The following is a 1,171-nucleotide window of genomic DNA, read 5'->3' as shown; positions in this document are numbered from 1 at the left end:
AAGGCAGTGCAACGGCCTGAGCTGCCGCGCATCTACGAGCGGTGGTGCGGCCCTGCGCGACTCTCCAGCCCCGACCGGGTCGTGGACGTCCTGACGGTGACCCGGGACTTCGTGGAAGGAGTGCCCATCGACCGTCGCCTTGAAGACCTACACAGTTCCCGAGTCGACGCGGTCCGGCTGATCGTGCCGGCACTGGAAGGCGTGCTCCGGGCGCTGATCGCGCTGCACGCCAACAACATGGGGCATTTCGATCTGCGTGCCTCCAACATCATCCACCCCGATGAACAGCGCCGGCCGGTTGTCGTCATCGACCTGAACTCCAGTCAGGTCCTGCGGGTGAACGAAACCGCCCAGCACACGATTCTCCAGCTCGATGAGCGGCTGGCGCCAGCCGAGTGGTACCGGAGTCGGGCCGACCGGCAGGGCCGCATCGACCTGGCCCAGGCACGGTCGGAGGATTCGCTTGAGTGGCTGGACTGGTACCAGTTCGGGCTGCTTATCCGAGAGTTGGTGGCCAAGGCGACGAATCTCGACCTGGCGAATCGCCGTTACCTCGAGGAGGTGGCCAACTACCTCACCGACTATCCGGCCTGCCTGACAGTCGACGCGCCGGAGATCCACCGGCTGCTGGAACGGGCTAAACCGGAGTTCCTTCACCCGTACGGCGTGCCGGAACTCGTCCGCAACGCGCGTAACGTCGACGTGGAGACGTTCCCCGACGGCCAGGTGCTCACCAAGGTGGGGGTCCTGGGGGACATCGTCCGGCATCCGGCCTTCACCAGGCTGTTCGAGGTCAAGCAGCTCACCCTGCTGCGTTACGTCTTCGTCGGTGCGGAGCACACCCGGGCCATGCACATGATGCACTGCGCCAGCCTGACGGCCGACCTGCTCAAGCATCTGTTCTCCGAGCCGCGGTTTCGGCGTACGTTCGACACCAACGATGTCGGTTTCACGATTGTGGCGGCCCTGCTGCACGACATCAATCACTTCCCGTTCCTGCACACGTTCCAGGAGTCCGCCAGCTCGCTGTTCACCAACCGGGTCCTCTTCGACGAGGTTATGGGCTCGGACTTCAGTGAGCCATTCCGCGCAACGGTTTGATTACCTGTAGTGATCAGGTGGTGCGGGCGTGTTCGGTGTGGAGCAAGACGAGCGCGGCCGCCACGATCTT

The 1,171-nt window shown here is 64.1% G+C and carries 1 pseudogene; it reads left to right on the top strand.

The features are described 5' to 3' along the window. Nucleotides 1–1,101 (top strand): annotated as a pseudogene (locus AB0M35_RS29125) (hypothetical protein); the annotation flags it as partial. Between the last annotated feature and the right edge of the window lie 70 nt (nucleotides 1,102–1,171).

Origin of the sequence: Micromonospora sp. NPDC051196, assembly GCF_040682415.1 — a bacterium.
In the GTDB taxonomy this organism is placed as follows: domain Bacteria; phylum Actinomycetota; class Actinomycetes; order Mycobacteriales; family Micromonosporaceae; genus Micromonospora.
The sequence above is the reverse complement of the archived record's forward strand: the minus strand, read 5'-3'. Positions and strand labels throughout refer to the sequence as shown.